The organism is Jannaschia seosinensis, assembly GCF_001408515.1.
GTDB classification, from domain to species: domain Bacteria; phylum Pseudomonadota; class Alphaproteobacteria; order Rhodobacterales; family Rhodobacteraceae; genus Jannaschia; species Jannaschia seosinensis.
In genome coordinates this window covers 26,371-48,620 of sequence record NZ_CYPR01000157.1, presented here as the reverse complement: position 1 = coordinate 48,620, position 22,250 = coordinate 26,371, and the positions used below count along the sequence as shown (strand labels likewise).

Genomic DNA, 22,250 nt, shown 5'->3' with positions numbered 1-22,250 from the left:
TTCGGTCGGTCGGGTGTTCCGCGTTCCTGCCCACGGGGCTCTGCACGGTCACTTGACGATGCGGAGCCACGGAACCTGCGACGGGCGACCCTCGAACGGCGCGGCGGACTCGGCCATCCCGGCGGTGAGTTCATGGGGAAGCGCGCGGTCGGTGTGACGGCGGCGCGGGTGATCGGCTTCGGCCACCTCACACAGAGGCGTGAGTTGCGCCTTGGTCAGGGAGAAGCGCCGCGGCGCGTCGCGGGTGATCCGGTCGCAGACCATCACCGTCAGGGCCTTGCTCACCGCGCCCGTCGCGTCGGTCAGCGGCAGGACCAGCATCCGCGCGGTCACGATCCCCTCGCTTCCCTCGGAGATGAGGTCGAGTTCCAGCTTGGCGGGTTGCTCGAAGACCTGCTCGATCTGCTCGCAGACGCGTGTGCGGTCGGCGAGGTCGAAAAAGGCCCGGATCGGCAGGCCGCGCACCTCCATACCCATCAGGTCCTGCATGACGTGACCGCCCAGCCGCACGCGGGTCGTGCCGTGACGTGTCCGGTCGAGGATCATGGCGTGGCCGAGAATCAGGCGCATGGCGCTCGGGTCGAGCGTGCTGCGCTGCGGGATCGCGGTGCCACGCCGCAGGGACGTCCAGTAGCGCCAAGTCTCTTCAAGAATGGGAGAATTCCGCATCATCCGAAGTCCTGTGAAGTTGCGCACGCGGTCCGCGCCGCCGGTCTCGCTGTCATGTCCTGCCATTGCTCAATCCCCTGTTTGCCGCAGCACCGTCATACAGGTGACGGAAATGCGACCGTTTCGAGCCCCCAGTGGCAGGAATAAGGCAAGGCGCCACAAAATGCTCGCATTTCCTTAAGGTGCGGTTAATGCGTCGCCGCGCTTGCTCCGGCACCGTCGCGCGGGATAGGCGCAGGCGTATGAGATCGATGACTGGATATGCCGCCCTCGATGCCCACGGACGCCGGTGGGAGCTTCGGTCGGTCAACGCGCGCGGGCTGGACCTGCGGGTGCGGCTGCCCGATGTTTCGGGACTGGAGCCGCGGGCGCGTACCGCTTTGAGTGTTGTCGCGGCGCGGGGGAGCCTGACGCTCAGCCTGCGGATGGACGATGCGGGCGGGGGTGAGGGGCCCGCGCTCGACGAGGCGGCGCTGTCGCGTGCGCTTGAGGCGTTGGCCCGGATTCGCGCCGCGGCGCGCAATGCCGACGTGATGCTGGCCGAAGACCGGGCGACCGATCTTCTGTCGCTTCGCGGCGTGTGGGAGGCGCGTGCGGGTGAGGCGGCGCCGTTGACGGTGCTCGAGGGCGAAATGGCCGAACTGATCGCCGCGTGGGATGCCGACCGCGTACGCGAGGGGGCGGGGCTGCGCGACGTGCTGACGGTGCAGATCGACGAGATCGGAGCCTTGGCCGAACGTGCGGCAGAATTGGCGCCGGCCCGTGCCGAGCACATCGCGGCGGGCTTCCGCGATGCGATTGCGCGGGTGCGGGACGCGGGGATGGACGAGGCGCGGGTGGCGCAGGAGATTGCCGCGCTGGCCGTGAAGGCCGACGTGACCGAAGAGATCGACCGCCTGCGCCTGCATGTGGACGCGGCGCGGAAGCTCTTGGGCGAGGATGCGCCGGTCGGCCGGCGGCTCGACTTTCTGTCGCAGGAGCTCATCCGTGAAGCCAACACGCTCTGCGCCAAGGCCGGCATGGCGAAGATGACGACGATCGGTCTCGCGCTCAAGGCGGTGATCGACCGGCTGCGCGAGCAGGTTCAGAACGTGGAATGAGGACATGAAGCGCATCGACATGGAGCAGGGCCAACGCCGGGGGCTCGCCATCATCCTTTCGTCGCCGTCGGGCGCGGGCAAATCCACCATGGCGCGCCGCCTGATGTCCTGGGACGCGACGCTGAGCTTTTCGGTGTCGGCCACCACGCGGGCGCCGCGCGCGGCCGAGGTGGAGGGGGTGGATTACTATTTTCGCGACGCCGATGCCTTCGCGCAGATGGTGGCGGGCGGCGAGATGCTGGAACATGCCGAGGTGTTCGGCCACAGCTACGGCAGCCCGCGCGCGCCGGTCGAGGCCGCCCTCGTGGCAGGGCGCGACGTGATCTTCGACATTGACTGGCAGGGCGGGCAGCAGATCCGGAATTCGTCGCTCGGGCGTGACGTCATCTCGATCTTCATCCTTCCGCCTTCAATCAAGGAGCTTGAGCGGCGCCTGCGGGAGCGGGGACAGGATTCCGATGCCGTGATCGACGGACGCATGGCCAAGTCGGAGGCCGAGATCAGCCATTGGGCGGAATACGACTACGTCCTCGTCAACGACGATGCCGATGCTTGCGAGCTGCGGCTGCGCACGATCCTCACGGGGGAACGGTTGCGCCGTGACCGGCAGCCTTGGCTGACGGAGTTCACGCGCGGCCTGTCGGGAGAGTTCAGGGAGAGAGAAGCATGATCTACAAGTTGGACGATCTGGCGCCCGAAATCGCCGCCGACGCCTGGGTTGCGCCGGATGCGAACGTGATCGGGGCCTGCACGTTGGAGGCGGAGGCGAGCGTCTGGTTCGGCGCGACCTTGCGCGGCGATCAGGAGCGGATCACCGTGGGGCGCGGGTCGAACGTGCAGGAACTCAGCGTGCTGCATACCGATCCGGGCTACCCGCTGACGATCGGCGCGGATTGCACGATCGGGCACAAGGCGATCCTGCACGGTTGCACGATCGGCGACGGCACGTTGATCGGGATGGGAGCCACGGTTCTCAACGGCGCGCGGATTGGGCGCGGCTGTCTGATCGGGGCGGGCGCCCTTGTCACCGAGGGGAAGGAGATCCCCGATGGCAGTCTCGTTCTCGGTGCGCCGGGCAAGGCGGTGCGGGACCTCGACGAGGCCGCGCGGCAGGGGCTGTTGGCCTCCGCCGCGCATTACCGCGCCAATGCGGCCCGCTTCAGGGACGGGCTCGCGCCGGTCTAGACGATCAGGCTGAGATGGGTCTCGTCGGCGCTGACGGAGACGGGACGGCGCAGTTGGCGGCTTTCGCGGGCGAGGATCCCGAACTGGACCTCCGCGCCCTGCAGGTCCGCCGGCAGATCGCCGCGCCCGAGGCTCTGCCACAGCAGCGCGTCGATCTTGAGCCGCTTTGCGTCCACGTGCATCACCCAGGCCGCCTCGTTGCGGATCACCTCGACCTTGGCCCCCCAGGGGGTCGCCGCCTCGATGCAATTCAGCGCCAGACAGGCCAGCCGCATTTCGAGACGCGGACGCGCCGTGTCGTCCCGCCACAGGATCTTGGTCCGGGTGTCGCGATACATCGCTTCGAGCATCTCGCGCATTTCGCGGGCCGAGATCTCCGCCGCGCCACCGCCCGCACCGAACGCCACGCGGAAGAAGCGCAGCCGCGCCATGGCCGCGTCGACCGAACTGCGGATCAGCGCCATCTCGTCGCCGCCTGCGCCGCCCGACAGTTCCAGAAGCTCCAGCCCGTTGTTGATCGCGCCGATCGGTGAGACCAGGTCGTGGCAGATGCGCGAGCCCAGAAGCGCGACGAGATCGGGTTCGACCGGGTTGTCCGCCGGACCTTTCCTGCGCGCGGCTGCGTTGGCATTACTCATCGGAGACCTCCCGTCATGCATGATCTCACTTCGTTTCTTGAGCCCGGAATGCTCGTGCGCCACCCGGATGTGCCGGATTGGGGCCTTGGACAGGTCCAGTCGGTGATCGACGGGCGCGTGACCGTCAACTTCGAGAATGCGGGAAAGCAGGTGATCGACGGCGAACGCATCGCGCTCCTCCCGGTATTCGAATGAGCCGCGGATGGCAGCGCAGATGTGACGCGAAATGGTTAACGGAATATTGACGCAATTGGAAGCGGAGCCCGGCTTGCATGGGGGCGCCGGCCTGACGTAACCCTTCGGAGCCATGCCGCCGCGCCTCTCCCTGACCGTCACCCGCGACCCCGGCGATATTCGCGCGGCCCGCGCCCTGCGTCATGCTGTATTCGTCGGTGAAATGGGCGCGACGCCCCGTCCCGACGGGCTTGAGGGAGATGCCTTCGATGGCGACCGCGACCACCTGATCCTGCGCGACCTCGCCCATCCGGAGCGGGGCGTCGTGGGGACGATGCGTCTCGGCGCCGGCGCGCGCTATACCGACCGTGAATTCGATCTGAGCGCCTTGCGCGCGACGGGCTGGCCGCTCGCCGAGATCGGGCGCGCCTGTATCCATAAGGCTTATCGTGGCGGTGCGGCGGGTCTGTACCTGTTCCGGGGCGCGCTGGATCTCGCGCGGTCGCGCCGGATCCAGATCTTGGTGGGCACCGCATCCTTTCCGGGCGCGGATGCCGCCCGCCATGCGGCTGCTCTTTGCCGGCTGCGGATCGAGGCGCTGGCTCCTGAACGGATCCGCCCCGTTGCACGGGGGGTGGATGCGGTGGAGGTCGCGGGGTTCGCGCCGCGTTCGGCGATGCGCGGCGTCCCGGCGCTCATCAAGACCTATCTGCGGGCGGGCGCGCGGATCGGGGACGGGGCATTCCAGGACCGCGACTTCAATACGACCGACATCTGCATGGTGCTCGACATGGAGCGCGTGCGTCTGCCGGCGCTGGCCCGCTTGTCCGGCCTTCAGGACACGCAGAATCGGGTGGTCGGATGACATGGAACGGCGCGGTATCGCCGCCGCGGCGCGGCCTCGGCGGTGCAGGGTGGATGCGCGCCATTGGGCGGGGCGCCGCGATCGCATGCGTGACGTTCGGGGGGCTCGCGCTCCTTGCCGTGACGCGCCTGATCGAGCGACCGGTTCACGGCCTCCACCGGCCGTGGACGCCCTATCTCGCGCAGGCGGTCTGCCGGGCGGCATTGCGGATCCTCGGCCTGCGGCTGAAGGTTCGCGGGACGGTCATGGCGGGCAGGGGGGCGGTCGTTGCCAATCACACGTCCTGGCTCGACATCTATGTCCTCAACGCGCGCAAGCGGATCTACTTCGTCGCCAAGGATGAGGTGGCGGAATGGCCCGGCATCGGCCTTCTGGCCCGCGCGACCGGAACCGTCTTCATCCGCCGCGATGCGCGCGAGGCCCGCCGTCAGCAGGCGATATTCGAGGACCGGCTTGGCGTCGGGCACAGGTTGCTCTTCTTCCCGGAAGGGACCTCGACCGACGGGCTGCGCGTGCTGCCGTTCAAGACGACCCTGTTTCAGGCGTTCCTGAGCCCCGCCCTGCGCGATACGCTGCAGCTTCAGCCGGTCACGGTGAACTACCATTCCCCCGAGGGCGAGCGTCCGGATTTCTACGGCTGGTGGGGAAATCAGGATTTCGGCGAGCATCTGCTGCGTATGCTTGCCGCCAGGCGTCACGGGTGGGTTGAGGTCGTCTATCATCCGCCGCTTCGTGTGGCGGACTTCGCCGATCGCAAGGCCTTGGCCCGTGCCGCCGAGACCGCGGTGCGCAGCGCGTTTACCGGGGATGGGCGCAGGCCGCCGGAGATCGGCGCATCTCTGGAGTCGGCGCTTCAGGAGGGCTCCGCCGGCCCGCATTCGTGAAGGCTTCGGTTGTCTTGGCTACAGGCGAGACATGAAGGACGAGCCGAAGGTACCGGAGGCTCGCTGCGGGACTTCTTCTATTGAGCATAGGATCGAGAGTATGACGACTACGCATTCGGAGGGATTTGCGGCCTGTGACGGATCTCGTAGTGCATTCGATGGTGCGGTGTAGGTGCCGTGGGATCCTCTGCCGCCTTCACGTCTAAGTCTGGTGGAGCCAAAAGCGCGGTCACGAAGCATGTCGATCTGCACCCTCACGGCGGTGCATTGGCGACCGACGCTTTCGTCTTTATCGTGCGCGAAAGTGACAGGAGAAATCATGACGGACAAACTTGGCGGGCCGAGTGGCGCCGCGGCCGGGCCGCTGGACGGGGTGCGGGTTCTCGATCTCAGCCGTATTCTCGCCGGACCGACCTGCACGCAGCTTCTGGGAGATCTCGGCGCGACGGTCCTGAAGGTGGAGAACCCGGCCACGGCGGGCGACGACACGCGCCAATGGGGGCCTCCTTACGTGAAGGACGGGGCGGAAGACACGGGCCTGTCAGGATATTTCATGTCCGCCAACCGCAACAAGCTGTCGGTGGCCATCGATATTTCCACGCCCGAGGGGCAGTCGGAGGTGCGGCGCCTTGCGGAGATGGCGGACGTTGTGATCGAGAATTTCAAGCCCGGCGGCCTCGCACGCTATGGCTTGGATTACGACAGCATCAAATCGCTGAACCCGCGCCTCGTTTATGGCTCGATCTCGGGATATGGTCAGACCGGTCCCAACCGGGAAAAGCCGGGCTACGACCTGATGGCGCAGGGCTGGGGCGGGATCATGTCCCTTACCGGCGAACCCGAGGGCCAGCCGATGAAGGTCGGCGTGGGGATCGCCGATGTCATGTGCGGAATGTATGCTTGCGTGGGGTTACTCGCCGCATTGCGCCATGCCGAGCGGACGGGTGAGGGACAATGGGTCGAAGTCGCGCTGGTCGACTCTCAGATCGCCTGGATGATCAACGAAGGCGTCAACACGCGCCTGACCGGCGAGGTGCCGGCCCGGCGTGGCAATGGGCACCCGAACATCGTGCCCTACGGCGTCTATGAGACGGCGGACGGACACGTGATCGTTGCGGTGGGAAATGACAGTCAGTTCCGTAGGTTCTGCGCCGTTCTTGGCTTGGGTGATTTGCCGGACGACCGGCGTTTTGCGACCAACCCGGCCCGTCTGGTCCATCGTGAGGACTTGGCCGGGTTCCTCGAGCCCGCTCTCCGGGCGCGGACCATGGCCGAGGTGATCGCGGATCTCGAGGCGGCGCGCGTACCGGTTGGCCCGGTGCAGACGCTTCCGCAGGTCTTCGCGAGCGAGCAGGTGCGGGCGCGGGAGATGGCGCTCGACATGAATGCCGACGGTCTAACCCTGCCGCTGATCGGTAATCCTCTGAAGTTCAGTTCGACGCCCGTGACTTACCGCCATCCGCCGCCACGCTTCGGAGCGGATACGGCGCGGCTGGATCGCGACGACCCGTTCGAAGGCACGTAGGGCTGGGTCACCTCCGAAGCCATTTTTTGATGCGAAATTACGTATAAACAGGCGTTTGAACGCTAAAATGACAGCGGCGGCGGGGCCCGAGCTTCGGACTGAGCGGCCGCTGCTAGCGCGCGGACTTATCCCGCAGAACCAAGCGGCGGATCGGAGGGTGGATTAATGTCGAGCGAGGCCTTGAGGCGCTTCACTGAAACAAGGTGACGTCAGCGGAAGCTGAAGAGGCCGTTCAGGCTATTTGATCTAAGCTCGACTTTATACATTATGCGGCGAAGCAAAGTGCTTCGGCCATGCGCACGAGGCGGTCGGGCGGGATTTCTTGCGGTTCCCGGTCCGGCGGAGGGTGTTGGAAAACCTCTCCTGCCCAGAGGGCCAGACGCACCGAACCGGTGGCGTCGGTGAAGGTGAGATTGGTCTTGCGATACCATGCTGCGGCATAGGGCGTGCTGGTCGTGCTCAGCAGATCGCAGGCCCACAGCGAGATGAGGCTGTAGAGACCGAGCAAGGCAGGTGTTGTTCGCGCGATTGCCTTGTCGGACCACTGCCTTTGGGTTTCGACGCCGAGATGCGCGCGGGTTTCTGCAAAGGTGACCTCGACCTGCCAACGGCGGACGAAGAGTGCGATGATGTCGGCTGGCTCGCGGGCGGTGTCGGTGCTGAAGAAGGCCTGCGGGGCCCGCTTGCCTTCAGGGTCTCTGACAAGCACCCAGCGGATTGGTTTGGGCGGCGTGCCGGGGCGATACCAGAGTGCGGTGTCCGAGGCGATCTCGAGCGTTTTCCCTTGCTTGCGGCCATACCATGAGGAGACGGTCATTCTGTGCCATGGCGTAGCGGGATCTGAAAGCAAGGTCTTCAACTTGGGCAACGGCGGGCCCTTCTGTGCCGGACGGCCGACGGAGCGCGCATTGCGCTCGGGAGGGGGCGCGAAGAGATTGGCATCGAGCCGGAGCCGGCTGATCAGCGTTGCCCGGCCTGTGATAGCGTGGGCCAGTTCGTGGACGGCGAAACTGCTGTCGCCGACGAAGACGATGTCGCGGTCGGGCAACCAGCGGCAGAGCTGGAGCGCCCCTTGGCGGGCCCAGTCGGTCAGCAGCTTGTGTCTGCGTCCCCGGTGAAGGTTGGAGCGTTGTGACGGGGCGAGCAGGGTGAAGACCGGCAGGGCCTTTACGGCACCCGCCCACGGGACCGGCGTCAGCACCATGAAGCTCAACCAGCGCAGTCCGCTGGCCTTGACGAAATGGCCGTGGCTGGAGCGGACGGGATCGCGATAGATGCCGCGTGCTGTGATCCTGCGCCCCCACCGGCGTTCAATGGTGTCGTCCATCCCGATGACTACCGGGCCCTCCGGCACGAGGCGGTTGACGACCATGCTCAGCAGGTGCCGCGCCATGGCGTGGGTGTTCCACCGGGCACGGTTGAGGAGCTGATGACAGCTTGAGAAATTCTGCGCCTCGGCACGCCCGGTCATCCGCAGGCAGGCGCTGACGGTGCGCTTGCCCGGTGCCAGCACTGCACCCATGACCAGAACAAGCACGTGTTCCCAGCTGGGAGCTGTAAAGCACATTCGCAGCTCCTGCAGCCAATCGCGCAGGATCTGGGGAACCGGAACGCCTGTCGGCGGCGGGGAGGTGGAATGTTGCTGCATCCCATGCTTCGAATCCCTCGCCGATCACCATGCAAGTCAGGGGCCCGCGGCAAAGTGAATGACGCATCTTGAGGTGTGCTCATGTATGATCTGCGCATGCTGTACGATGAAATGGTCGCCCGCATCGAAGCTTTCGACGACGCCAATGGTGGTGGTGTCGGCTCCTACAAGAACAAGGGCTCTTGCCATCTCTACCTGCTGGAGACGGAGGCGCCGATTGCCCGCCTGAAGCCGACCGGCAACGGAGACGAGGTCCGGCTCGGATACTGGTCACACCGGCGCAAATGGGAGGATATCGATGACATGGGTGGCGTCGTCATGCCTCTCGACGACGCGCTCGAGTTCATAGCGAACGAGGCCGTTTTCTGGACCTGGACGTGAGTGAAAACGTACAAAGTCGAGCTCAGGTGTCGCACCCCTTTACCCCGAAGTGACCGCTCCTTACATCCGTTTCAGAAATTTCTGAAACGGACGAAAATGACGCTCTCCCCCCTTCAGCAAGAGTTCGTTCTCCACTTCGGCGAGATGGGCAGCCGGTGGGGGATCAACCGCACCGTCGGCCAGATCTACGCCCTGCTGTTTCTCAACGAGACGCCGCTCAACGCCGAGCAGATCACCGGCGCGCTGGGCATCAGCCGGTCGAACACGTCGATGGGTCTCAAGGAGCTTCAGTCCTGGAACCTCGTGCGGCTGCGCCATGTGCCGGGTGACCGGCGGGACTACTTCACCACGCCCGACGACCTTTGGGAGATCGTCCGCACCCTCGTCGCAGAGCGGCGCAAGCGCGAGATCGATCCGACCCTGACCAAGCTGCGCGAGTTGGAGATGTCGGGCCCACAGGACGATCCCTATGCCGAGGCGCGGATCGCCGAGTTGCGCGAGATGATCGAGATGATGACCCAGTTCCACGACGAGATGAGCCGGCTGGAGACCGAGCGCCTCGTCCAGTTGATGACGATGGGGCGCAAACTCGGCGGTCTGCTCGACCGGACGCCGCGCCTGAACCCGTTCCGGAGGAAGACGCAATGATGGACACCCTGATCCTCAGCCGCATCCAGTTCGCGGCCAACATCTCGTTCCACATCCTGTTCCCGACGATCACCATCGCGCTGGGCTGGTTCCTTCTGTTCTTCAAGCTGCGGTTCCAGTGGACGGGCGATTTCAAGTGGATGGAGGCCTACCGCTTCTGGGTGAAGGTCTTCGCGCTGAGCTTCGCCATGGGCGTCGTCTCGGGCATCACCATGTCGTTCCAGTTCGGCACCAACTGGCCGGGCTTCATGGAGACCGTGGGCAATATCGCCGGCCCGCTTCTGGCCTACGAGGTGATGACGGCGTTCTTCCTCGAGGCGGTGTTCATCGGGATCATGCTCTTCGGTTTCAGCCGCGTTCCGGGCTGGTTGCACACGCTGGCGACCTTCCTCGTGGCCTTCGGGACGACGCTGTCGACCTTCTGGATCATCGTGCTGAACTCGTGGATGCACACGCCGCAGGGCTTCGAGATGATCGACGGCGCGGCGCATGCGACGGATTGGTGGGCGATCGTCTTCAACCCGTCGATGCCCTACCGCCTCGGGCACATGCTGCTGGCGAGCGGTTTGACCGTGGCGTTCCTCATCGCGGGCGTCAGCGCGTTCCGCTGGCTTCGCGGCGACCGCAAGGAGAGCGTGCGCGCCTCGATGCGGGCGGGTCTGGGCTTTGCCGCGCTTCTGATCCCGCTTCAGATCTTCGCCGGCGACGTGCACGGCCTCAACACGCTGGAGCATCAGCCTCAGAAGGTCGCGGCGATGGAAGCGAACTGGTCGGATACGAACGGGCACACGCCGCTCGTCCTCTTCGCCCTGCCCGATGAGAACGCGCGCGAGAACCGGTTCGAGATCGCGATCCCGAGCCTCGCGTCCCTCATCCTGACCCACCATGCCGATGGCGCGATCCCGGCGCTCGACGAATTCGTGGCCGAGGACGGGACGGTCCTGCATCCGCCGGTGGACAAGGTGTTCTGGTCGTTCCGCATCATGGTCGGCACGGGCATGGCGATGCTCTTGGTGTCTTGGGCTTCGGTCGTGCTGATGATGCGGCGGGCGCCGGATGGGCGGCGGTTCCATATCGACCGGCTTCCGCGGCCGCTTCTCTTCGCGCTCGTGCCGATGGCCTTTTCGGGCTGGGTGGCGACGCTGGCGGGGTGGTACACGACCGAGATCGGGCGCCAGCCATGGCTCGTGCAGGGCGTGCTCGACGTGTCGTCGGCGGTGGCGGACGTGCCCGCGCCGATGGTCCTGTCGACGCTCCTGGGCTACCTCGCGCTCTACGCGGCGCTGCTCTTCGCCTATGTCAGCGTGATCGTCTACCTCGCCGTCAAGGCGCGCCATGACGCGCCGCTCACCTCCCTGACCCCGGCCTCGGGTGCGGCGATGGTCGATGCCATCGCCCGCGAGGATCGCGGCCTGCAACCTGCGGAGTGACCCCTATGGACCTTCTCGGATACCAGCCCGACATCTGGCTGCCCTTCGTCTTTGCCAGCCTGATGGGCGTGTCGATCCTGCTCTACGTCATCCTCGACGGCTACGATCTGGGGGTCGGCATCCTGACCCCGCTGGCGCGCAGCGAGGCGGAGCGGGACATGATGGTCGCCTCGATCGGCCCGTTCTGGGATGCCAACGAGACATGGCTCGTCCTCGCGATCGGCCTGCTTCTGGTGGCCTTTCCGACGGCGCACGGGATGATCCTGTCGACGCTCTATCTGCCGGTGTTCTTCCTGTTGCTCGGGCTGATCCTGCGGGGGGTCTCGTTCGAGTTCCGGGTCAAGGCGCGGGCGCGATACAAGCGGCTTTGGGACAGGCTGTTCTTCGCGGGCTCCCTGATGGCGACGTTCTCGCAGGGCTTCATGCTGGGCCTTTACGTGATGGGGCTGGAGATGAACGCGGTGACGCTCCTCTTCGCGGTGGTCTGCGCGCTGTCGCTGACGATGGGCTACGCGTTCATCGGCGCGACCTGGCTGATCCTCAAGGGCGAGACCGACCTGCAGCGCCGGGCGGTGGCGTGGGCAAAGGAATGCATCTGGGGCCTCGTCGTGGGGATCGGGGCGATCTCGCTGGCCACGCCGCTCGTCTCTCCGCGCATCTGGGAGCGGTGGTTCGAGTTCCCGACCTTCATCTGGCTGTCGCCCCTGCCGATCCTGTCGCTGGCCTTGCTGGCGCTCTTGTGGCGGTCGCTGGCGCATCTGCCGGCGCAGGGGGACCGGTGGGCCTGGGCGCCGTTCACCGCGGCGCTGGGGCTCTTCGTGCTGGCCTTCCTGGGGCTGGGATACAGCTTCTATCCCTACGTCGTGCCCGAGCGGCTGACCATCTGGGAGGCGGCGAGCGCGCCGGAGAGCCTGATCATCATCCTTGTCGGCGCCTGCTTCGTGGTGCCGTCGATCCTCGGCTATACGGCGCTGGCCTATTGGGTGTTCCGGGGCAAGGCGCAGGGTCTGCGCTACGACTGACACGGAAAAGGGCGGACCGCGATGGCCCGCCCTTTGCGATGCGTGGCGGTGCGGGTCAGGCCACGCGCCGCGCGGGATCGGCCGCCTCGACCGGGACCAGCGCCTTGACCAGATCGCGCATGTGCAGAAGCCCGACCTGCTTGCCGTCTTCCATCACCCGGTAATGCAGGTTCGTGTCGCCTTCCGAGATGGCGATGACGGATTCCAGGTTCTGGTGCGCATCCACCTCCCCGGCCAGCCCGCTGCCCTCGCGCGTCGTCGTCTCCATGACCGAGCGCACGCGCAGGACGCGGGCGCGATTGATGTCGGAGATGAAGTCGATGATGTAGGGATCGTTCGGATGCAGCAGGATATCCTGCGGCTCGCCCTGCTGAACCACGGCGCCGTCCTTGAGGATGACGAGATGGTCGGCCAGTTTCAGCGCCTCGTCGAGATCGTGGGTGATGAAGACGATCGTCTTGTGCAACTCGCGCTGAAGCTCGAGGAGCAGGTCCTGCATGTCGGTGCGGATCAGCGGGTCGAGCGCCGAGAACGCCTCGTCCATGAGCATGATCTCGGAATCCGAGGCCAGCGCCCGGGCGATGCCGACCCGCTGCTGCATGCCACCCGAAAGCTGCGCAGGGTAGTGTCCCTCGTAGCCGTCGAGGCCAACGCGCCCGAGCCATTTGCGCGCATCCTCGTCGATCGCGGATCCCGCCTCGCCCTTCACGCGCCGCGCCATGCCCGCATTTTGCAGGACGGTCTTGTGCGGCAGGAGGGCGAACTTCTGGAACACCATCGACATGGTGTTCTGCCGCAACTCTGCCAGCCGCCGCTCGCCATAAGCCAGCACGTCCTCGCCGTTGACGATGACCTCGCCCGCCGTCGGATCGATCAGCCGGTTGAGATGCCGGATCAGCGTGGACTTGCCCGATCCGGACAGGCCCATGATGACGGTGATCTGACCCGCGCGGATGTCGACATTGATGTCCTGCAGGCCGAGCACGTGGCCGTACTGATCCAGAAGCTCGGGCTTGGCGACGCCGTCGCGCACGTGTTGCAGCGCCGCCTTCGGGTCGTTGCCGAAAATCTTGTAAAGGTTGCGGATCGAGATCTTCACCTCGCCTTCGTTCATGTCGTCTCTCATCCCCGGTCACTCGCGTCGATGCGGCCAAGCGCGGCCTTGGTGGAGCGGTCGAGTAGGACCGCGAGGAGGACGATGCAGAAGCCCGCGACGAGGCCCACGCCCAGTTCAAGGTTCCGGATCCCCGCCAGGACCTTCACGCCCAGCCCCGGCGCCGAGACCAGCGAGGCGATCACGACCATCGCGAGGCTCATCATGATGGTCTGGTTCACGCCGGCCATGATGTTGGGCAGCGCCAGCGGGATTTGCACACCCCACAATTTCTGGCGGGAGGACATGCCGAAGGCGTCGGCCGCTTCGATCACGTCCTTGTCCACGAGCCGGATGCCCAGATCCGTCAGGCGGATCACCGGCACGATGGCGTAGAGGATGATCGCGATCCCGTAGAGCTTGGATTCGGTGACCGAGAACAGGAAGATCAGCGGCACGAGATAGACGAAGGTCGGCAGCGTCTGGAGCATGTCCAGAACGGGGATCACCGAGCGTTGCAGCGCGTTCGAGCGCGACATCGCGATCCCCACCGGTACGCCCAGAAGCACCGCGATGATCGTGCAGACGAAGATGATCGACAGCGTCTGGATCGCGTCGTCGTAGTAATTGATGAACGCCATGAACAGGAACGAGAACGCCACCAGCAGCGTCACGCCGGCCTTCTTGGTCGAGAACCAGGCGATGGCGATCAGCAGCGGGATCATGATGAACCACGGAATGGCCTGAAACGCCTCCAGCGAGAGGTCGAGCATCCACGACAGCGGCTGCGTGATCGGGTCGAGCACGACCTTGAGCGGATCCTTGATGGCGAGGAAGCCCTGTTCGACCCCGCGGGTCATGTCGCGCGAACGCGGGATGGCGCCGCAGGCCTGGTTGAGGGCATCGAGCGAGGGGAAGGGCGTCTCCAGCAGCGGTACGGCCGGCTCGGCGGCGCCATCCGGCGTCCCGCCGCCCTGCGCCCGGGCCAGAAGCTCCGCCATCGTCATAGGGCCGCCCGTCGCGCCGCCCCCGCACCAGTCCCCGAGGCCGAGCGCCTCGAACAATCCATCATAAGTGGCCATTATGTCCCAGATCCGTCTTTTTCGTCGTACGGGTTCGTTCGTTTTTGCGGGATGCGCCGGTCGTTCGTGCCGGCTCCCGGAATGCGAAGCGGGCCCCGCAGGGCCCGCGCCGTCGTCGAAATTTACTGGATGAATATCGAGAGCTTCTCGCGCGCCGCGTCGTTCACCCAGTCCTGCCAGACATCCGAATAGTTCGTCAGGAAGTAGACCGCGGTCTCTTCGGCGGAGGCGTTGTTGTCCTCCTGCCAGGCCAGAACCTCGTTCATCTGGTCGTTCGTGAAGGTCAGGTTGGTCAACAGTTCGGTCAGGGCCGGGTGGTTTTCCTCGAAGTCGGTGGTCACGACCGTCTTGACCGGGCCGACCGGGTAGGAGGACATGCCGACGTCCTCGCAATCGGGATCGGCGTTACACATATGGGCTTCCTCGTTGTACTCGCCCAGATCGACCTTGCTCATGTCGTACTTGCCGAGAACCGATGTCGGGCCCCAGTAATAGCCGAGCCACGGCTCCTTGTTCTGGACGGCGGCGGCGATCGAAGTCGCCATCGTCTCGCCGGAGCCGTGCTGGAAGATCTCGTAGCCAGCTTCCTCGAGCTCCAGGGCCTCGATGATGCCGGCATTGGTGTTCTTGCAGCCCCAGCCTTCGGGGCATTGATGGAAGCGGTTGTCCAGAAGCTCCGGGTTGGCGAGCAGACCTTCGATGGTCAGAAGCTCGGGATGCTCCTCGGCGAGGTAGGTCGGGATCCACCAGCCCTCGACGCCGCCCGGAAGCAGCACGTCGGTCAGCGTGGTGATCGTGCCGGCCTCCGACAGCCGCTCATAGGCGGGGGTGCCGTTGATCCAGAGTTCGGTGACGATCTCGGGCGTCCCGGTCTCGGATACGGAGGCGAGCGCCGGCGTGGTCGAGGACGGCACCTTGATGACGTTGCAGCCATAGCCCTGCTCCATCAGGAAGGAGGCGACGCCGGTGACGACGGCCGCGGAGGCCCAGTTCATTTCGGTGATCGTGACCTGACCGCACTCTTCCTGTGCCTGTGCGGCACCGGTAAACATCGCGGTCGCGGATGCGGCGGCGAAGGCCGTGGTGATCAAGAAATTCTTCATGTGGTACAAGTCTCCGGAATACATCTTTTGCCAGGTTCCCGAACGGAATCCGGTCCCGCCCTGTGCGAGGCGATTCTTGCTGCAATCCCGCTTTTGTAGGGCGCGAGCAGGTTCTGAAGGTTGCAAGCAGGAGGGCCAAGGTCAACCGACTTTATGACGCAGGGGACATTCTGCCCCGCGTCACCTGTGTCAGAACGCCGCTTCAACGCCTTTGGGGTCGAGGGTGCGGATCTTGTTGCACCTCCTGGCGGGCGGCCTGATTGCGCAATGCCCGCCCGCTGCGGAGGTGATGCGCGCCGCCCGTCCTTCGCGAAGGAGCCCGCCCCGTTCCCGAACGCGCCTCCCGTGCCGCACCTTGTTCGGCAGAAGCGGGGCCAAAGGGTCCAGCTTCGGGATCGAAGCTTATTGCAGAAGACCAGCAAGCTTTGCACGGGCCTCATCGCTGATCCAGCTCTGCCAAGCGTCGGAGTAGTTGCTCAGGAAGTAGACTGCGGCCTCCTCGACTGAGGCGCTGTTCTCTTCCTGCCAAGCCAAGACTTCGCTCATCTGGGCGTTGGTGAAGCGCACGTTGTCGAGAAGCCCTGTAAGAACGGGGTGATCCTCGGCGAACGTCGTCGTCACAACCGTCTTGACCGGTACGACAGGATAGGACGTCATGCCGACCTCTTCACAATCGGGATCCGAATTGCATTCGAAGATGGCTTGATCGAACGGGCCGAGATCGACTTTCGTCATGTCGTACTTGCCCATGATGCTGGTCGGTTCCCAGTAATATCCGAACCATGGCTCACGGCTTTCGACGGCCGATGCCATTGAACCCGCGAGCGTCTCACCCGAGCCGTGCTGGAAGATTTCGATGTCGGCTTCCTCAAAGCCAGCCGCGCGGGCATAGGCGGTCGCCGTGTCTTGGCAGGCCCAGCCTACCGGACAACTGTGAAGCCGATTTTCGACCAGGTCCGGATTGTCGAGAATACCTTCGATCGTCGCCAACTGGGGGTGTTCCTCGACGAGGAAGGTCGGCACGTAGAAGCCCTGCACGCCGCCATCCGACAGCACGTCGGCCAGCGTCACGACCTTGCCTGCCGCGGAAAGCTCATCGTAGCCGGGATTTCCGTTCGTCCAGACTTCGGTGACGATATCCGGCTTTCCGGTTTCCGCGACCGAAACCATCGCCGGCGTCGTCGCGGACGGAATCGCTGTCACGGAGCAGCCATATCCCTGTTCCATGAGGAACTTGGCGACATTCGTCACGATGGCGGCCGAGGCCCAGTCCATCTCGGTGATCGTGATGTCGCCGCATGCGGCGGGCTCCTGCGCCATCGCGGGAGCGACCAACCCCGTCGCGGCGGTGACGGCGAATGCTGCGGTCGCCAAAAGCTTCTTCACGGGCTTATGTCTCCTCAAGGGGAATTGTCGCACCGTCGACCAAAGGCCGACGAAGATGGCGGTTTACGGAGTGCCAACTGACGACTCGCGCGAATTCAAAGCAGTTGGACCGGAATACATGTGCGGCCAGTCGGCGCCGCCGGTCGCCATGATGCACTGGTGATTGCGCCCGGAGCGCCGGTAAAGCCGGAAAATGCCAAGCCGCGTCAGAATGCCGCTTCGACGCCCTTGAGATCGAGAGCGCGAATCATGTCGCGCACCTCTTGGCGGGCGGCGACGTTCGACAGGTTGAGGTTCGCCACCCCGATATCGCGCAGGTCCAGAAGCGTCATGCCGCGCGGAAACAGCTCCCGGAAGATCACCCGCTCCGAGAAGCCCGGCGCCACGCGGAAGCCGATCCGCTTGGCGAGATCCTCGAGCGCCTGACCCATGCGGCGCTTGTTGTGCATCTCCTGCGTGCCGAGCCGGTTGCGCAGCACCAGCCAGTCGATCGGCTTGAGCCCCGCCTTCGCGCGCAATTGCCGGGCGTGCCAGACCATCTCGGAATAGACCGAGGGGCCGAGGATCTGGCCGGTATCGGGGTCGATCTTCGCCAGAAGGTCGAAATCGACGAAGCTGTCATTGAGCGGCGTGACCAGCGTGTCGGCGAGGGAATGCGCCACCTGGCTCAGGCGTGTGTGGCTGCCGGGGCAGTCGATGATGATGTAGTCGCACTGAGCCTCCAGCGCCTTGACGGCGAGGCCGAGGGACTTGTCGAACGGGTTCTCGCCCTCGGCCAGATTGGCGCGGTCGACCTTCGGCAGGCCCTGCATCTGGGGCGTGGGCAGCGTCACGCCGTGCCGCTTGCCGTAATCGTCCCGGTTCTCGAGGTAGCGCGTGAAGGTCTTTTGCCGCAGGTCGAGATCGAGCGCCCCCACGCTCGCTCCCGATCGCACCAGCGCGGTCGCGGTATGCATGCAGGAGGTCGACTTGCCCGAGCCGCCCTTCTCGTTCCCGAATACGATGATGTGCGCCATGGTGCCGTCCCTCCGCTGGGTGCCGTCTTACGGTCTCCGTCCCGGCTTTCCCATCGGGTCGCATCGGTGGAGGCGAAATTCTCGCGCCTATGTGTGGTTTCCCGCGCGGCGCCGCAACGAAAAACGCCGCCCCCGAGGGGGGGCGGCGCCGGTCGTCATGCGGTGCGGGTGGTATCAGAAGCCGAGGCCCGCATACTTGTTCTTGAACTTCGACACGCGGCCGCCGGTATCCATCAGACGGCTCGATCCGCCGGTCCAGGCCGGGTGAACCGAAGGATCGATGTCGAGCGAGATCTGCTGGCCTTCCGATCCCCAGGTGGAGCGCATCTGGACCACGGTGCCGTCGACGAGCTTGACGTCGACCATGTGGTAGTTCGGGTGGATATCCTTTTTCATCACGCGTTCTCCTGGGCCTTCGGGGCGCGGTAATTAGTCTGCTCGGCGATGCGCGCCGACTTCCCGCGACGGGCGCGCAGGTAGTAGAGCTTGGAGCGGCGCACACGGCCGCGGCGGATCACCTCGATCGTGTCGATATTCGTCGAATGCAGCGGGAAGACGCGCTCGACGCCCTCGCCGAAGCTGATCTTGCGGACGGTGAACGAACCGGCGATGCCCGCGCCATTCTTGCGGCTGATGCAGACGCCTTCGTAGTTCTGCACGCGGGTGCGCGTGCCTTCGGTCACCTTGAAGCCGACCCGCAGGGTATCGCCTGCCTTGAAGTCGGGAATGTTCTTGGCGAGCGCGGAAACCTGTTCCGCCTCGAGCTGAGCGATAAGGTCCATCGGACCCTCCTATGGCTTACGCACGGTTTTCCCGCGGATGATGTCCTGTGCCTTTGCGGCACGGCTTTTCTTTGTCGCCCGTCGCCGGGATGCGCCCCGTTAGCGGAGGGCGCGCCACATGGCAAGGGGCGTGCGCGCCGGGGATCAGTCGCCTTCGTACCTGGCCCAGAGGTCGGGGCGCCGCTGGCGCGTGATCGCCTCCGCCTGTTCGCGCCGCCACGTCGCGACACGGCCGTGATCGCCCGAGGTCAGGACATCGGGAATGCGGCGGCCCTCCCATTCGGCGGGCTTCGTATACTGCGGATGTTCGAGAAGGCCGTTGGAATGGCTTTCCTCCTCGGTGGAGGCGGCATTGCCCAGAACCCCCGGCAGGAGCCGCACGCACGCATCCAGAAGCGCCTGGGCCGCGATCTCGCCCCCGGTCAGGACGAAATCGCCGAGCGACACTTCGCGTATGTCGTGATGGTCGAGAACCCGTTGATCCACGCCCTCGAACCGGCCGCAAAGCAGGGTCACGCCCGGACCGGCCGCAAACTCACGCGCCATCGCCTGATCGAAGGGACGCCCGCGCGGGGAGAGGTAGATCGACGGGCCGGGGCCACGCGCGGCCTCCAACGCCGGGCCGACCACGTCCGCACGCAGCACGAGGCCCGGACCGCCGCCGGCGGGCGGTGCGTCGACATTGCGGTGGCGGGTGAGACCGAATCGGCGGAGGTCGGTCGTGGTCAGGGACCAGAGGCCCTGTTCGAGCGCTTTGCCCGTGAGGCTGAGGCCGAGAATGCCGGGAAATGCATCGGGAAACAGCGTCACGACGCGCGCATCCCAGGATCCCGGCCGTGCGGCCTCTGCCATGAGGTCGCGCGGGCGCAGCGAAAGGCGTACGGATTTCGTGCCGTGGGATCTGGATGTGTCGGACATGTCGCCCCGCCTAGCGTGCCAGGCGGGGCGGGAAAAGCGTCAGGCGATGGCGATTATGCCGAATAGCACGAGAAGGAACAGCACCAGTGCGATGACGATGAGAATCTTCGCCCCGGTCAATGCGGCCCCCGATACGCGGCCCATGCCGAAGAAGGCGGCGATTGCCGCGATGACGAGAAGTATGAGAATCCATTCGATCATGATGATCTCCGTTGGCGGTTTCGCCGGCATAACGTTCTCGTGAGGAGGCGGTTCCTTGTCCCCGCCCACACCATGTATCGCGCGGGTCTTTTCCCGCTCGGACCGCCATCTTACGCCGGGGATCGAGGCGGTCGCGGCGCAGGGCGCGCGTGAAGCTAGTCGGCTGCCGTCTCGTCATCGTCCAGAAGGCCCGGCGGCGGATCAATGACGATGCGGCGCGCGGCGAGGTCGACCGTCGGCACGATGGCCTGCGTGAACGGCACGAGGACGGGCGAGCCGCCCTTCGATCGCAACTCCAGCAAATCTCCCGCGCCGTGGTCGAGAACCGCATGCACGCGGCCCAGCTCGGCGCCGCCCGTATCGACGCAGGAAAGGCCGATCAGGTCGGAGTGGTAGAATTCGTCGTCGGGCAGGGCAGGTAGGGCGGCGCGGGGTGCCCAGAGCCGCTGTCCGCGCAGAGCGTCGGCGGCCTCCTTGTTGCTAACGCCTGACAGGCGGACGGCATAGCCGCCCTTGATCGGGCGCAACACGGTCAGGCTGAGCGTACGGCCGGTATCGTCGAGAAGCGGCCCGTAATCGCCAAGCGCGGACGGCTCGGCGCAGAAGCTTTTGACCCGCGCCTCGCCGCGAACCCCGTAGGACCCCATGACGGCGCCGAGGCAGACGTGATCCTTCATGTCTCGGGCTCCGGGTTCGAAAGACGCCTTACGCGCCGCAATTGAGATCAGGGTTGGGGGAGTGGGCGTCCCCGACAGGCGGATAGGCCCAGCGCGACCTCAAAAGGTGCGCGGATGATGCCCGGGGCGACCGGTGCGCCGCCCCGGATGCGGGGATTACTCCGACGCGTTCGCTTCGGCCGGAGCGGCCTTGGCCTCTTCCTCGGCGGCCTTGGCGGCGGCGGCCTTGTCGGCACGCTGCTTCACGCGTTCCTGCGCCTTCTTGCCGGGCTCGGCCTTCTTGAGATTCGCGCGCTCACGCTTGGGCAGGACGTCCGCCGCCTCGAGGAAACGGGCGACGCGATCGGTGGGCTGCGCGCCTTGGTTCAGCCAGTGCTGCACGCGCTCCATGTCCAGCTTCACGCGATCTTCCGAATCCTTGGGAAGCAGCGGACTATAGGTGCCCACCTTCTCGATGAAGCGGCCGTCGCGGGCCATGCGGCTGTCGGCGGCGACGATGGAATAATGCGGGCGCTTCTTGGAGCCGCCGCGGGCGAGCCGGATTTTCATAGCCATGGTATCTCTCCGTGATTTTCGTTCGTTACGCTTGATGGGTCCGATGGTGACGGATGACTTCCTCGATAATGAAGGCGAGGAATTTCTTGGCGAAGGCCGGGTCGAGCCCGGCCTCCTGCGCGAGCCCTTCGAGGCGCGCGATCTGGATGGCCTCCCGCTCCGGATCGGAGGGCGGAAGGTCGTGTTCGGCCTTGAGTTGTCCCACGGCCTGCGTGCGGGTGAACCGCTCGGCCAGGGTATAGACGAGGATCGCATCGAGACGGTCGATCGAGGCGCGGTGCCCGGCCAGGAGTTCCGCCGCGCGAGAGGCTGCGTCAGTCAACGGGCGCTCCTTCCGGTTTTAGCTTCGGGTCGGCGTAATGCGCGATCTCGCGGGCGATGGCCCAAGCGAGGCGGGTGTCGCGCAGATCCGCGGGCGCGGGATGGCGATAGACCACGTCGTTGCCATCGACGCTGGCCGCATCCGGGTCTCGGCGCGCGCCGAGGCGTTCGCACAGCCGGATCGAATCGAGATGCTTGGGATCGACGTAGCTGACCGCGCCGTCCCAGCCGTGCTGGCGGTAGAAGAACCGCCGGGCGGCATCCGTCGCCTCGAGCGCATAGCCCTGACCGGCGGCCTTGGGCCAGATGATCCAGGCGATCTCCCGCTCGGGCCAGCCCGCGGGCTGCCAGCCGCCGGCCATGCCGAGCGTGCGGTCGTCGTCCCTGGCGTGGATCATCCACATACCGAAGCCCCGGATGTCCCAATGCCCGATCTCGGCTGCATAGAGCATCCACGCCTCGTAGGCGTTGAGCGGCCCGCCCATGAAGCGCGAGCGGTAGGACGAGAAGGTCGCCTTGAAATCCGGGTAATCCTGCGGCTCGGGGGCGCGCAGGACCAGACGGTCCGTGGTGAGGACGGGAATGTCGGACATCGCGCCCATGTCAGGGATGCTCCCCGATCTGCGCACCTTGCCGTCTGTCCGTGGCTTGCGACGGCGCGATCGTGCGGTTTTGCCCATGGGTCCCGCCGATAATGTGCCGGAACAGTTCAACACTTGGCCGATCAGGATCGGTCAGCGGGTATGTCTGCCCTAGCGATGTGCGCCCATTCCTCGACAGGCGCATGAAACCGCGTGTGTCGACCCGTGTGCGTCCCAAGCGCGCTGCGGGCTCGTGTGTGCCGCCACAATCCTCGTCCATCCGCTCAGGACGGGTCCCTGCGGAGGTGAGGCTGGTAAGCGACACGCGGCAACAAGCGACGCCGTTCGGCCCCTCATGCGGCCGAT

At 65.6% G+C, this 22,250-nt stretch carries 27 protein-coding genes; 11 read left to right on the top strand and 16 right to left on the bottom strand.

The features are described from left to right. Nucleotides 1-48: 48 nt before the first annotated feature. Nucleotides 49-735, bottom strand: coding sequence for a PAS domain-containing protein (locus JSE7799_RS11630; RefSeq protein ID WP_055663751.1), 687 nt, complete (start codon nt 733-735; stop codon nt 49-51). 185 nt (nt 736-920) lie between these two features. Between JSE7799_RS11630 and JSE7799_RS11625 the strand changes: the two genes are divergently transcribed. From JSE7799_RS11625 to JSE7799_RS11615, 3 genes are read left to right on the top strand one after another with little or no spacing between them, the layout of a single operon-like run. Next, nucleotides 921-1,769, top strand: a complete 849-nt coding sequence (locus tag JSE7799_RS11625) for a YicC family protein (protein ID WP_055663750.1) — start codon at nt 921-923, stop codon at nt 1,767-1,769. 19 nt (nt 1,770-1,788) lie between these two features. Then, nucleotides 1,789-2,439, top strand: a complete 651-nt coding sequence (gene gmk, locus JSE7799_RS11620; RefSeq protein WP_144431676.1) for a guanylate kinase — start codon at nt 1,789-1,791, stop codon at nt 2,437-2,439. Continuing rightward, nucleotides 2,436-2,954: a gamma carbonic anhydrase family protein gene (locus tag JSE7799_RS11615; RefSeq protein WP_055663749.1), complete on the top strand. Its 519-nt coding sequence runs from the start codon at nt 2,436-2,438 to the stop codon at nt 2,952-2,954. The genes gmk and JSE7799_RS11615 overlap by 4 nt, the downstream gene beginning before the upstream one ends. On the opposite strand, the gene JSE7799_RS11610 is transcribed toward JSE7799_RS11615, so the two are convergent. After that, entirely contained in the window at nt 2,951-3,592 is a 642-nt protein-coding gene (locus tag JSE7799_RS11610; protein ID WP_055663748.1) for a histidine phosphotransferase family protein, read from the bottom strand. The two genes, JSE7799_RS11615 and JSE7799_RS11610, sit on opposite strands and share 4 nt — an antisense overlap. A 15-nt stretch (nt 3,593-3,607) precedes the next feature. Between JSE7799_RS11610 and JSE7799_RS11605 the strand changes: the two genes are divergently transcribed. The 4 genes from JSE7799_RS11605 to JSE7799_RS11590 all read left to right on the top strand — a co-directional run bounded on the left by JSE7799_RS11605 (nt 3,608) and on the right by JSE7799_RS11590 (nt 7,040). Continuing rightward, the gene (locus JSE7799_RS11605) at nt 3,608-3,787 is read left to right on the top strand and encodes a DUF3553 domain-containing protein (protein ID WP_055663747.1); all 180 of its coding nucleotides are present in this window, start codon (nt 3,608-3,610) and stop codon (nt 3,785-3,787) included. 112 nt (nt 3,788-3,899) lie between these two features. After that, the gene (locus tag JSE7799_RS11600) at nt 3,900-4,631 is read left to right on the top strand and encodes a GNAT family N-acetyltransferase (protein WP_055663746.1); all 732 of its coding nucleotides are present in this window, start codon (nt 3,900-3,902) and stop codon (nt 4,629-4,631) included. Next, entirely contained in the window at nt 4,628-5,515 is an 888-nt protein-coding gene (olsA, locus tag JSE7799_RS11595) for a lyso-ornithine lipid O-acyltransferase (protein ID WP_055663745.1), read from the top strand. The genes JSE7799_RS11600 and olsA overlap by 4 nt, the downstream gene beginning before the upstream one ends. Before the next feature lie 319 nt (nt 5,516-5,834). Next, entirely contained in the window at nt 5,835-7,040 is a 1,206-nt protein-coding gene (locus JSE7799_RS11590; protein WP_055663744.1) for a CaiB/BaiF CoA transferase family protein, read from the top strand. Between the two features lie 265 nt (nt 7,041-7,305). On the opposite strand, the gene JSE7799_RS11585 is transcribed toward JSE7799_RS11590, so the two are convergent. Then, entirely contained in the window at nt 7,306-8,688 is a 1,383-nt protein-coding gene (locus JSE7799_RS11585) for an IS701 family transposase (RefSeq protein ID WP_055663743.1), read from the bottom strand. An 81-nt stretch (nt 8,689-8,769) separates the two neighbouring features. Between JSE7799_RS11585 and JSE7799_RS11580 the strand changes: the two genes are divergently transcribed. From JSE7799_RS11580 to JSE7799_RS11565, 4 genes are all read left to right on the top strand, one after another. Continuing rightward, nucleotides 8,770-9,069 carry a hypothetical protein gene (locus JSE7799_RS11580; RefSeq protein WP_055663529.1) on the top strand — a complete coding sequence of 100 codons (300 nt, stop codon included), beginning with the start codon at nt 8,770-8,772 and terminating at the stop codon, nt 9,067-9,069. Nucleotides 9,070-9,165: 96 nt separating this feature from the next. Then, nucleotides 9,166-9,717, top strand: a complete 552-nt coding sequence (locus tag JSE7799_RS11575; protein WP_055663742.1) for a GbsR/MarR family transcriptional regulator — start codon at nt 9,166-9,168, stop codon at nt 9,715-9,717. Further along, nucleotides 9,717-11,147 (top strand): cytochrome ubiquinol oxidase subunit I, encoded by a 1,431-nt coding sequence (locus JSE7799_RS11570; RefSeq protein WP_055663769.1) that lies wholly within the window; start codon nt 9,717-9,719, stop codon nt 11,145-11,147. The genes JSE7799_RS11575 and JSE7799_RS11570 overlap by 1 nt, the downstream gene beginning before the upstream one ends. 5 nt (nt 11,148-11,152) lie before the next feature. Next, complete coding sequence (locus tag JSE7799_RS11565) at nt 11,153-12,169, top strand: cytochrome d ubiquinol oxidase subunit II (RefSeq protein ID WP_055663741.1); 1,017 nt, start codon at nt 11,153-11,155, stop codon at nt 12,167-12,169. Between the two features lie 55 nt (nt 12,170-12,224). On the opposite strand, the gene JSE7799_RS11560 is transcribed toward JSE7799_RS11565, so the two are convergent. The 13 genes from JSE7799_RS11560 to JSE7799_RS11500 form a co-directional block, all read right to left on the bottom strand. Beyond that, nucleotides 12,225-13,283, bottom strand: a complete 1,059-nt coding sequence (locus JSE7799_RS11560) for a quaternary amine ABC transporter ATP-binding protein (protein ID WP_055663740.1) — start codon at nt 13,281-13,283, stop codon at nt 12,225-12,227. Between the two features lie 8 nt (nt 13,284-13,291). Continuing rightward, nucleotides 13,292-14,344, bottom strand: coding sequence for an ABC transporter permease (locus JSE7799_RS11555; RefSeq protein ID WP_055663739.1), 1,053 nt, complete (start codon nt 14,342-14,344; stop codon nt 13,292-13,294). 122 nt (nt 14,345-14,466) lie between these two features. Next, complete coding sequence (locus tag JSE7799_RS11550; protein WP_083480506.1) at nt 14,467-15,447, bottom strand: ABC transporter substrate-binding protein; 981 nt, start codon at nt 15,445-15,447, stop codon at nt 14,467-14,469. 402 nt (nt 15,448-15,849) lie between these two features. Further along, a complete protein-coding gene (locus JSE7799_RS11545; RefSeq protein WP_055663738.1) occupies nt 15,850-16,833 on the bottom strand; it encodes a glycine betaine ABC transporter substrate-binding protein in 984 nt (327 codons plus the stop codon). Between the two features lie 206 nt (nt 16,834-17,039). Continuing rightward, nucleotides 17,040-17,849, bottom strand: a complete 810-nt coding sequence (locus tag JSE7799_RS11540; protein ID WP_055663737.1) for a division plane positioning ATPase MipZ — start codon at nt 17,847-17,849, stop codon at nt 17,040-17,042. A 174-nt stretch (nt 17,850-18,023) separates the two neighbouring features. After that, entirely contained in the window at nt 18,024-18,245 is a 222-nt protein-coding gene (rpmE, locus tag JSE7799_RS11535) for a 50S ribosomal protein L31 (protein ID WP_055663736.1), read from the bottom strand. Further along, a complete protein-coding gene (gene rplS / locus JSE7799_RS11530) occupies nt 18,245-18,631 on the bottom strand; it encodes a 50S ribosomal protein L19 (protein ID WP_055663735.1) in 387 nt (128 codons plus the stop codon). The genes rpmE and rplS overlap by 1 nt, the downstream gene beginning before the upstream one ends. Before the next feature lie 144 nt (nt 18,632-18,775). Beyond that, nucleotides 18,776-19,549 (bottom strand): tRNA (guanosine(37)-N1)-methyltransferase TrmD, encoded by a 774-nt coding sequence (trmD, locus tag JSE7799_RS11525; RefSeq protein ID WP_055663734.1) that lies wholly within the window; start codon nt 19,547-19,549, stop codon nt 18,776-18,778. A gap of 39 nt (nt 19,550-19,588) precedes the next feature. After that, nucleotides 19,589-19,750: a DUF1328 domain-containing protein gene (locus JSE7799_RS11520; RefSeq protein WP_083480511.1), complete on the bottom strand. Its 162-nt coding sequence runs from the start codon at nt 19,748-19,750 to the stop codon at nt 19,589-19,591. Nucleotides 19,751-19,905: 155 nt separating this feature from the next. Beyond that, nucleotides 19,906-20,427, bottom strand: coding sequence for a ribosome maturation factor RimM (gene rimM, locus JSE7799_RS11515; protein WP_055663732.1), 522 nt, complete (start codon nt 20,425-20,427; stop codon nt 19,906-19,908). Nucleotides 20,428-20,583: 156 nt separating this feature from the next. After that, a complete protein-coding gene (gene rpsP / locus JSE7799_RS11510; protein ID WP_186201924.1) occupies nt 20,584-20,982 on the bottom strand; it encodes a 30S ribosomal protein S16 in 399 nt (132 codons plus the stop codon). 25 nt (nt 20,983-21,007) lie between these two features. Beyond that, complete coding sequence (locus JSE7799_RS11505) at nt 21,008-21,304, bottom strand: chorismate mutase (RefSeq protein WP_055663730.1); 297 nt, start codon at nt 21,302-21,304, stop codon at nt 21,008-21,010. Then, on the bottom strand, nt 21,297-21,896 hold the full coding sequence (locus tag JSE7799_RS11500; protein ID WP_055663767.1) for a GNAT family N-acetyltransferase: 600 nt from the start codon (nt 21,894-21,896) through the stop codon (nt 21,297-21,299). Before JSE7799_RS11500 ends, JSE7799_RS11505 begins: the two co-directional genes overlap by 8 nt. Nucleotides 21,897-22,250 lie beyond the last annotated feature (354 nt).

Excerpts from the sequence above, each read along its gene's own strand:
- JSE7799_RS11630 (WP_055663751.1), bottom strand. The coding sequence starts at position 735 with ATGGCAGGACATGACAGCGAGACCGGCGGCGCGGACCGCGTGCGCAAC.
- JSE7799_RS11625 (WP_055663750.1), top strand. The coding sequence starts at position 921 with ATGACTGGATATGCCGCCCTCGATGCCCACGGACGCCGGTGGGAGCTT.
- gmk (WP_144431676.1), top strand. The coding sequence starts at position 1,789 with ATGGAGCAGGGCCAACGCCGGGGGCTCGCCATCATCCTTTCGTCGCCG.
- JSE7799_RS11615 (WP_055663749.1), top strand. The coding sequence starts at position 2,436 with ATGATCTACAAGTTGGACGATCTGGCGCCCGAAATCGCCGCCGACGCC.
- JSE7799_RS11610 (WP_055663748.1), bottom strand. The coding sequence starts at position 3,592 with ATGAGTAATGCCAACGCAGCCGCGCGCAGGAAAGGTCCGGCGGACAAC.
- JSE7799_RS11605 (WP_055663747.1), top strand. The coding sequence starts at position 3,608 with ATGCATGATCTCACTTCGTTTCTTGAGCCCGGAATGCTCGTGCGCCAC.
- JSE7799_RS11600 (WP_055663746.1), top strand. The coding sequence starts at position 3,900 with ATGCCGCCGCGCCTCTCCCTGACCGTCACCCGCGACCCCGGCGATATT.
- olsA (WP_055663745.1), top strand. The coding sequence starts at position 4,628 with ATGACATGGAACGGCGCGGTATCGCCGCCGCGGCGCGGCCTCGGCGGT.
- JSE7799_RS11590 (WP_055663744.1), top strand. The coding sequence starts at position 5,835 with ATGACGGACAAACTTGGCGGGCCGAGTGGCGCCGCGGCCGGGCCGCTG.
- JSE7799_RS11585 (WP_055663743.1), bottom strand. The coding sequence starts at position 8,688 with ATGCAGCAACATTCCACCTCCCCGCCGCCGACAGGCGTTCCGGTTCCC.
- JSE7799_RS11580 (WP_055663529.1), top strand. The coding sequence starts at position 8,770 with ATGTATGATCTGCGCATGCTGTACGATGAAATGGTCGCCCGCATCGAA.
- JSE7799_RS11575 (WP_055663742.1), top strand. The coding sequence starts at position 9,166 with ATGACGCTCTCCCCCCTTCAGCAAGAGTTCGTTCTCCACTTCGGCGAG.
- JSE7799_RS11570 (WP_055663769.1), top strand. The coding sequence starts at position 9,717 with ATGGACACCCTGATCCTCAGCCGCATCCAGTTCGCGGCCAACATCTCG.
- JSE7799_RS11565 (WP_055663741.1), top strand. The coding sequence starts at position 11,153 with ATGGACCTTCTCGGATACCAGCCCGACATCTGGCTGCCCTTCGTCTTT.
- JSE7799_RS11560 (WP_055663740.1), bottom strand. The coding sequence starts at position 13,283 with ATGAACGAAGGCGAGGTGAAGATCTCGATCCGCAACCTTTACAAGATT.
- JSE7799_RS11555 (WP_055663739.1), bottom strand. The coding sequence starts at position 14,344 with ATGGCCACTTATGATGGATTGTTCGAGGCGCTCGGCCTCGGGGACTGG.
- JSE7799_RS11550 (WP_083480506.1), bottom strand. The coding sequence starts at position 15,447 with ATGAAGAATTTCTTGATCACCACGGCCTTCGCCGCCGCATCCGCGACC.
- JSE7799_RS11540 (WP_055663737.1), bottom strand. The coding sequence starts at position 17,849 with ATGGCGCACATCATCGTATTCGGGAACGAGAAGGGCGGCTCGGGCAAG.
- rpmE (WP_055663736.1), bottom strand. The coding sequence starts at position 18,245 with ATGAAAAAGGATATCCACCCGAACTACCACATGGTCGACGTCAAGCTC.
- rplS (WP_055663735.1), bottom strand. The coding sequence starts at position 18,631 with ATGGACCTTATCGCTCAGCTCGAGGCGGAACAGGTTTCCGCGCTCGCC.
- trmD (WP_055663734.1), bottom strand. The coding sequence starts at position 19,549 with ATGTCCGACACATCCAGATCCCACGGCACGAAATCCGTACGCCTTTCG.
- JSE7799_RS11520 (WP_083480511.1), bottom strand. The coding sequence starts at position 19,750 with ATGATCGAATGGATTCTCATACTTCTCGTCATCGCGGCAATCGCCGCC.
- rimM (WP_055663732.1), bottom strand. The coding sequence starts at position 20,427 with ATGAAGGATCACGTCTGCCTCGGCGCCGTCATGGGGTCCTACGGGGTT.
- rpsP (WP_186201924.1), bottom strand. The coding sequence starts at position 20,982 with ATGGCTATGAAAATCCGGCTCGCCCGCGGCGGCTCCAAGAAGCGCCCG.
- JSE7799_RS11500 (WP_055663767.1), bottom strand. The coding sequence starts at position 21,896 with ATGTCCGACATTCCCGTCCTCACCACGGACCGTCTGGTCCTGCGCGCC.